Here is a 6,099-nt window from a genome sequence, read left to right on the forward strand (position 1 = left end):
AATGGGTGCGCCAGACGTGTTGCACGGCCGATCGGGGGGAGGGCGCCGCCGCCGCGGCGGCGGCGCCCTCCGGTCAGGCCGCGGCCTTGCGGCGGTAGCGGGCGGCGCCCGCCAGGGCCACGAGGGTGACGGCGAGGGTGATGACCGTGACGGTCCACAGGCCCGCCCGGTACGGGGCGATCCCGCCGGTGGAGAGCGAGAAGGCGGTGGCGGTGACGGCGATGACCACACCGTTGCCGATCTGCGCGCCGGCGTTGAACAGGCCCGAGACCAGGCCCTGCTCGTCGGGCTCGGCGGTGCCGACGGCCGCGATGTTCAGTGCCGGGTAGACCGCGGCGAAGCCGAGGCCGCCGAGGAGCTGCTGCGCGAACAGCGTGACCAGCGGGTCGACCTGACCCATGAGCAGGACCCAGCCGAGGTAGCCGATGCTCAGCAGGACCAGGCCGCCGGTGGCGACGGGCCAGGCGCCGTACTTGGTGACCAGGGCCGCGCCGTAGCGGGCGGTGCCCGCGGTCAGCACGCCGCCGAGGAGGAAGGCGAGGCCGGCCTCCAGCGGGCTCCAGCCCAGCTGCTCCTGGTAGTAGAGGGTGAGCACGAACTGGAAGGAGACGTAGGCGCCGAAGAAGAGCATCGAGACCAGGGCGCGGGTCAGCTGGCCCTTGCGGAAGACGGAGAGCGGGACCAGCGGCGCCGGGTGCCGGCTCTCGACCACGGCGAACAGCGGGAAGAGGACCGCGGCGGCGATGAGCGAACCGATCGTCTGCGCGTCGCTCCAGCCGTTGCTCGCGGCCCGGCTGAGCCCGTACACGAGGGCCACCGCGCCGGCCGTCACCGTGACGGCGCCGAGGATGTCGATGCTTCCGCTCTTGCCCTTCTCCTGCTGGGCGGGTACCACGGAGGCGGCGAGCAGGGCGACCAGGACACCGGCCACGGCCGGGGCGAACAGGACCAGGCGCCAGGAGACGCCCGCCATCAGGCCGCCGAGGATCAGGCCGAGCGAGTAGCCGGCCGAGGCCACGGCGAGGAAGGTGCCGAGCGCGCGGTTGCGTGACTGCTCGTCACGGAAGGCGTCGAGCAGGATCGCCATGGCGGCGGGTGCGGTGATACCGGCGCTGACGCCCTTGAGGAGACGGGCGACGACCAGGAGCACTCCGTTGTCGGCGATGCCGCCGAGGATGCTCGCCACCACGAAGACGGCGAGGAAGCCGATCAGCAGCTTCTTGCGGTTGTAGAGGTCGGCCAACCGGCCGCCCAGCAGCAGGAACCCGCCGAATCCGAGCGCGTAGGCGGAGACGACCCACTGGAGTGCGGAGGTCGACATGCCCAGGTCCGCCTGGACCAGGGGGAGGGCCGGTCCCATGCTCGCGATGTCCATCGCGTCCAGGAACTGCACCGCGCACACGACCAGGAGCAGCAGGGGCAGGCTCTTGACCACGGGGGCGGACGGTAACACCGTCCGTGCGATGGGGGGAGAGGTCGGTGATGCCTCGGTCATGATCAGACTCCGATCGGAGGGTCGTCGGAAGCAGTGGGCCGCAACATGGTGAAGAATGACGGACCGATCAGTCCGGGACTGATCGGTCCATTTCTAGCGCTCACAAACCCCGCTGTCAAACGTATGCTGGGATCCGCGGGGGAGAGGGGAAGGAGTTCAGACATGGCGCGTACACCGGCACCAGGTACGAGGCGGCGGATTCTGGAGGCCTCGGCCAAACTCTTCGGTGAGCAGGGGGTCCGGGCCGTCGGCATGCAGCAGGTGATCGACGCGACCGGAGTGGGCAAGAGCCTGCTCTACCGCGAGTTCGCCAGCAAGGACGAGCTCATCGCCGCCTGGCTGCGGGAGAGCGACGCGCAGTGGTGGGAGCAGGCCGAAGAGGTCACGGCCCCCCACAGCGGCGACCCGGCCCGGCAGATCCTGGCGCTGATGGAGTTCTTCCAGGCCAGCGTCAGGGAGCCGGACTTCCACGGCTGCATCTACTACAACACCTCCAGCGAGTTCCGCGACCCGGCGCACCCGGGCCGCCAGGAGGCGACGCTGCACCTCAAGGGCCTGCGCAACTGGCTGCGGGACATGGGCGCCCAGGCCGGCGCGGAGGATCCCGACGCCCTGGCCGACACGCTGATGCTCGTCATCGGCGGCCTGCTGGCCAACGGCGAGGTGCTCGGGGCCGACGGGCCCGCCCGGATGGCCCTGGCCACCACCGAGCTCGTGCTGCGCCAGCACTGCCCCAACGCGCTGGCGGGCGCCGTTCTCTGACCCGGGCCGCCCTACGGGAACGGCCCCGCGGCACCGAGGTGCCGCGGGGCCGTTCCGCGTGCTCACGGGACCCCCGTCAGGGGCCCGCGACACCGGTGGGCCGGGGCCGGGCCGCGCGCACGGCGACGCCGTGCTCCTCGTAGCCGTCGTCGTAGACGAACGACGAGGGCATCCGGTCGTGGAACTGGTAGTCGGCTTGAATTCGCCCGTCCTCGGCGAGCACGACGATGTCCTGGCCGGACATCTCCATCTCGCCCGTGGCCGCCGAGACCATCACCCAGTTGAACCGGACGACGTCGTGGTGGCCGGTCGCGTTGTTCGAGGACCGGAACTCGTAGCCCATCGGGCCGTACACCTCGTGCGTGTAGGCCAGTTGCTCCAGGAGCGCCGCGTGCCCCCGGATCGGGTCCTTGCGGTAGAAGACGTACGTGCAGTCGGGCGCGTACAGGGCGTGCACCATGTCGCGCCGGCGCTCCGCGTCGGTCTCGTTCCACAACGCGACGTAGCGCGCCAGGAGTTCGTTGGGTCGGGGCAGCATGACGGTGTACCTCCGGTTCTGCGGGGACGCCGCCCGGTCAGGGCCCCGCGGCGTACCGCGGCAGCAGCTGGGCCAGGTCGGCCGTGATGGCGCGGGCGTGGGTCCGCAGGTAGAAGTGGTCCCCGGGGAAGGTCCGGCACCCCAGGAAGTCACGGGTCCGGCCGGCCCACGACCGCATGGCCCCGGGCGCGAGGAGCGGATCCCCGCGCCCGAAGTACGCGACGACGGGAGCGCCCACGGCCGCCCCGTCGTCCGGGAAATCCGCGCACACCGCGCCGTCGGCACCCATCGCCCGGACCGCCGCCGCCAGCAGCTCCGCGTCGGCCTCGACCTCCGCCGGCAGCCCGCCCAGCAGGCGCAGCGCTTCGAGGGGGTCCCGGGACAGCGCCGCGGGCGCCGAGAACCCCTCGGGAGCCCACCCCGACACGGCGAGCAGCGCCGGGGCCGGCAGGCCCCGCCGCTCCATCTCCACCGTCAGCCGGTAGCCCAGCAGCGCCCCCATCGAGTGCCCGAACACCGCGTACGCGCGCCCGTCCAGCTCGTCCGAGACCACCCGCGCGAGAGCCTCCACCAGCGGGCCGAGCCGCGTGTACGGGGCCTCGCGCCGCCGCTCCTGACGGCCGGGCAGCTGCACGGCCTGGCAGGACACCGAGCCGGGGAGCTGCGCGGGCCACTCCCGGTACATGGAGGCGCCGCCCCCGCTGTGGTGCAGCAGGAACAACCGCAGCTCCGCCTCCGGTTCCGCGTCGGCCGGATGCAGCCACCGCGACGCGCCCTGCACCTCGGGCAGCGGGCCCAGGGTCTCCATCGCGCTCTACGCCGCCGTGGCCGGGGCGGGCGACGCGGCGGCGGCCGTGTGCCGTTCGCGCAGCACCCGGCGCAGCACCTTGCCGGTGGGATTGCGCGGCAGCGCGGTCACGATGTCGTACCCCGTCGGGATCTTGAACCCGGCGATCCGCCCGTTCATGAACCGCAGGAACTCCCGCGGGGTGGCCTCGGCTCCCGGACGCAGCACCACCGCGGCCCGTACGGCCTCGCCCCAGTCGGGGTGCGGGACTCCGTACACGCAGACCTCGGCGACCGCCGGGTGGGCCCGCAGGGCATTCTCGACCTCCGTCGGATAGATGTTCTGACCCGCGACGATGATGGTGTCGTTGACCCGGTCTACGAGGAACAGGTAGCCGTCCGCGTCGAGGTGCCCCATGTCGCCCATGGCCAGCCACTCGCCCGCCTCGCCCGACAGGGCCTGCGCCGTCACCTCCGGCAGCCGCCAGTACCCGAGGAAGCGCGCCGGGCTCTTGATGACGACCCGGCCCACCTCGCCCGCCGGCAGCCGCCGGCCCTCCCCGTCCAGGATCCGCACCTCGTTGCCGGGGCAGACCCGGCCCGCCGAGCCCAGGACCCGGCTGTCCGGGGTGTGGTCCTCCGGCGCCAGGCAGGTCACGAAACTGCCCGCCTCCGCCGAGGAATAGCCCTGCGCCAGCTCGCAGCCCAGGACGTCGATGCAGGTCAGCAGCAGTTCGCGGTCGATGGGGGAGCCGCTGTAGACCACCTTGCGCAGCGAGCGGAAGGTCTCGCGGGACGTGCCCCGCTCGGTCAGCATCATCCGCAGCATCGCGGGCGCCGCCCACAGCGTCGTGATCCCGTGGCGCTCGATCAGCCGGGTGGCCTCGTCGGCGATGAACTGGCGCATGATCACCGTGGTGGCGCCGGCGTTGAAGGAGTGCATGAACCAGCCGAACCCCGAGGTGTGCAGACCGGGGAAGCAGCTCAGCCCCCGGTCCTCGGGACGCCAGTCGATCCAGTCGACCCCCGCCGCCCGGGTGTCGGCGATGAAGGTGAAGAAGGTCCGCTGCGCCAGCACCACCCCCTTGGGCAGGCCGGTCGTCCCGCTCGTGTACAGCTGCGCCACCGGGTCGTCGAAACCGGCCGCGGCGGCCGGGGCCGGATCCGTGTCCGGCCGCCCCCGCTTCCAGTCGAGGAACCCGCCCGCCACATGGGCGTCGGAGTCCATCTCCACGATCCGGCCCAGCCGGGGCAGCGACGGCCGCAGCCTGTCCACCACCGGCCGGAACTGTCTCTCCACGAAGAGGAGTTCGGCCTGCGAGTCACGCAGGACGTGCTCGACCTCGCCGGCCGTGAGCCGCGAGTTCACCGGCACCAGCACCGCCCCGCTCTTCGCGCAGCCCAGCGCCAGGTCGTAGTAGTGCTCCGATTCCCGGCCCAGGTAGCCGATCCGCGCGCCCGCCGCCGGACCCGAGTCCAGCAGCGCGTGCGCCGTGCGGTTGCTCTCCCGGTGCAGCTGCCCGTAGGTCAGCGTGCGGTCCTCGCAGATCACCGCCGGCCGGTCGGGCCGGTTCCGGGCGTGCAGCGCCGCGCGGGCGGCGAGGGTCCGGTCCTCCGTACGGTTGTCCATGGGGTTCCCTCGTGTCGTTTGGCTGTTGCTCAGGGGGCCGGCGCCGCCACCACGGGCGCGGGTGCCAGCCGGTGGGACAGGACCTCGGCGAGCTCCTCCACCGAGGGGTGGTCGAAGACCGCCGACGAGACCAGGGGGACGCGCAGCCGCGTCTGGAGCCTGGTCCTGAGCACGATCGCGGTCAGCGAGTCCACGCCGAGTTCCAGGAAGCTCGCCCGGGTGTCGACGTACTCCGGGTCGTCGACCGCGAGGAGCGCGGCGACCGTGGCCCGCACCAGCGTGACCAGCGCGGCCCGCCGCTCCCCGGGCGGCGCCGCCGTCAGCGCCTCCACGTCTACCGGCGCGGACGCGGCCGGCTGCGCCGCCCCGGCGGCCACCTCCACCGGCCGGTCCGGCAGCCGGGTGAAGCCCATCCCGGACAGCTCCGCCACCGGCCGGCCGACGCCCTCGGGCCCGTCCTCCAGCAGCAGCAGGTCCAGCGTGAAGGCCGGGCCGTCGCCCGCCGCGGTGTCCGGACGGTCGGCCCAGGTGACCCGCACGGCGGAGCGCAACGCCTGCCCGCGCGGCTTCTTGAAGCACCGCAGCCGGCCCACGCTCGTGGCCACGTAGTGGCGGCCGTCGTCGGCGAGGGCGGCCAGGGCGTGCGTCGCCCCGTCCAGCAGCGGCGGCGGGAGGTGCTCGGCGCGCGAGACGTCCGCGCCGGACAGCTCCGTCACCGCGAAGTTCGGCCCGTACGCCGTCACCGAGCGGGCCCGCCGGAACTGCGGCCCGTACTCCAGCCCGGCCTCGGCGTAGGCGGCCCGCACGTCCTCGGCGTCCAGCGCCTTCGAGGAGCGCACCCCCCGCACCGCGCCCAGCAGGCCCACCAGCGCCCGGCCCTGATCGGAC

6 protein-coding genes are annotated in these 6,099 nt (G+C 73.3%); 1 reads left to right on the forward strand and 5 read right to left on the reverse strand.

What is annotated here, in order from left to right; all coding sequences use genetic code 11:
* Positions 1–73: 73 nt before the first annotated feature.
* Complete coding sequence (locus ABZW32_RS38455; RefSeq protein ID WP_356225380.1) at positions 74–1,435, reverse strand: MFS transporter; 1,362 nt, start codon at positions 1,433–1,435, stop codon at positions 74–76.
* Positions 1,436–1,657: 222 nt separating this feature from the next.
* Here ABZW32_RS38455 and ABZW32_RS38460 point away from each other — a divergent pair, with 222 nt between their 5' ends.
* Complete coding sequence (locus tag ABZW32_RS38460) at positions 1,658–2,257, forward strand: TetR/AcrR family transcriptional regulator (protein ID WP_356225382.1); 600 nt, start codon at positions 1,658–1,660, stop codon at positions 2,255–2,257.
* 76 nt (positions 2,258–2,333) lie between these two features.
* Here the strand turns inward: ABZW32_RS38460 and ABZW32_RS38465 are convergent, their stop codons facing one another.
* The 4 genes from ABZW32_RS38465 to ABZW32_RS38480 all read right to left on the reverse strand — a co-directional run.
* Complete coding sequence (locus ABZW32_RS38465; RefSeq protein WP_356225384.1) at positions 2,334–2,795, reverse strand: nuclear transport factor 2 family protein; 462 nt, start codon at positions 2,793–2,795, stop codon at positions 2,334–2,336.
* Positions 2,796–2,832: 37 nt separating this feature from the next.
* Positions 2,833–3,603, reverse strand: a complete 771-nt coding sequence (locus ABZW32_RS38470; RefSeq protein WP_356225386.1) for an alpha/beta fold hydrolase — start codon at positions 3,601–3,603, stop codon at positions 2,833–2,835.
* Between the two features lie 6 nt (positions 3,604–3,609).
* The gene (locus ABZW32_RS38475) at positions 3,610–5,211 is read right to left on the reverse strand and encodes a long-chain-fatty-acid--CoA ligase (RefSeq protein ID WP_356225388.1); all 1,602 of its coding nucleotides are present in this window, start codon (positions 5,209–5,211) and stop codon (positions 3,610–3,612) included.
* 29 nt (positions 5,212–5,240) lie between these two features.
* A partial coding sequence (locus ABZW32_RS38480) for a polyketide synthase dehydratase domain-containing protein (protein WP_356225390.1) occupies positions 5,241–6,099 on the reverse strand: 859 nt, incomplete at its 5' end.

This window comes from Streptomyces sp. NPDC004667 (genome assembly GCF_040609475.1).
Taxonomy (GTDB): domain Bacteria; phylum Actinomycetota; class Actinomycetes; order Streptomycetales; family Streptomycetaceae; genus Streptomyces.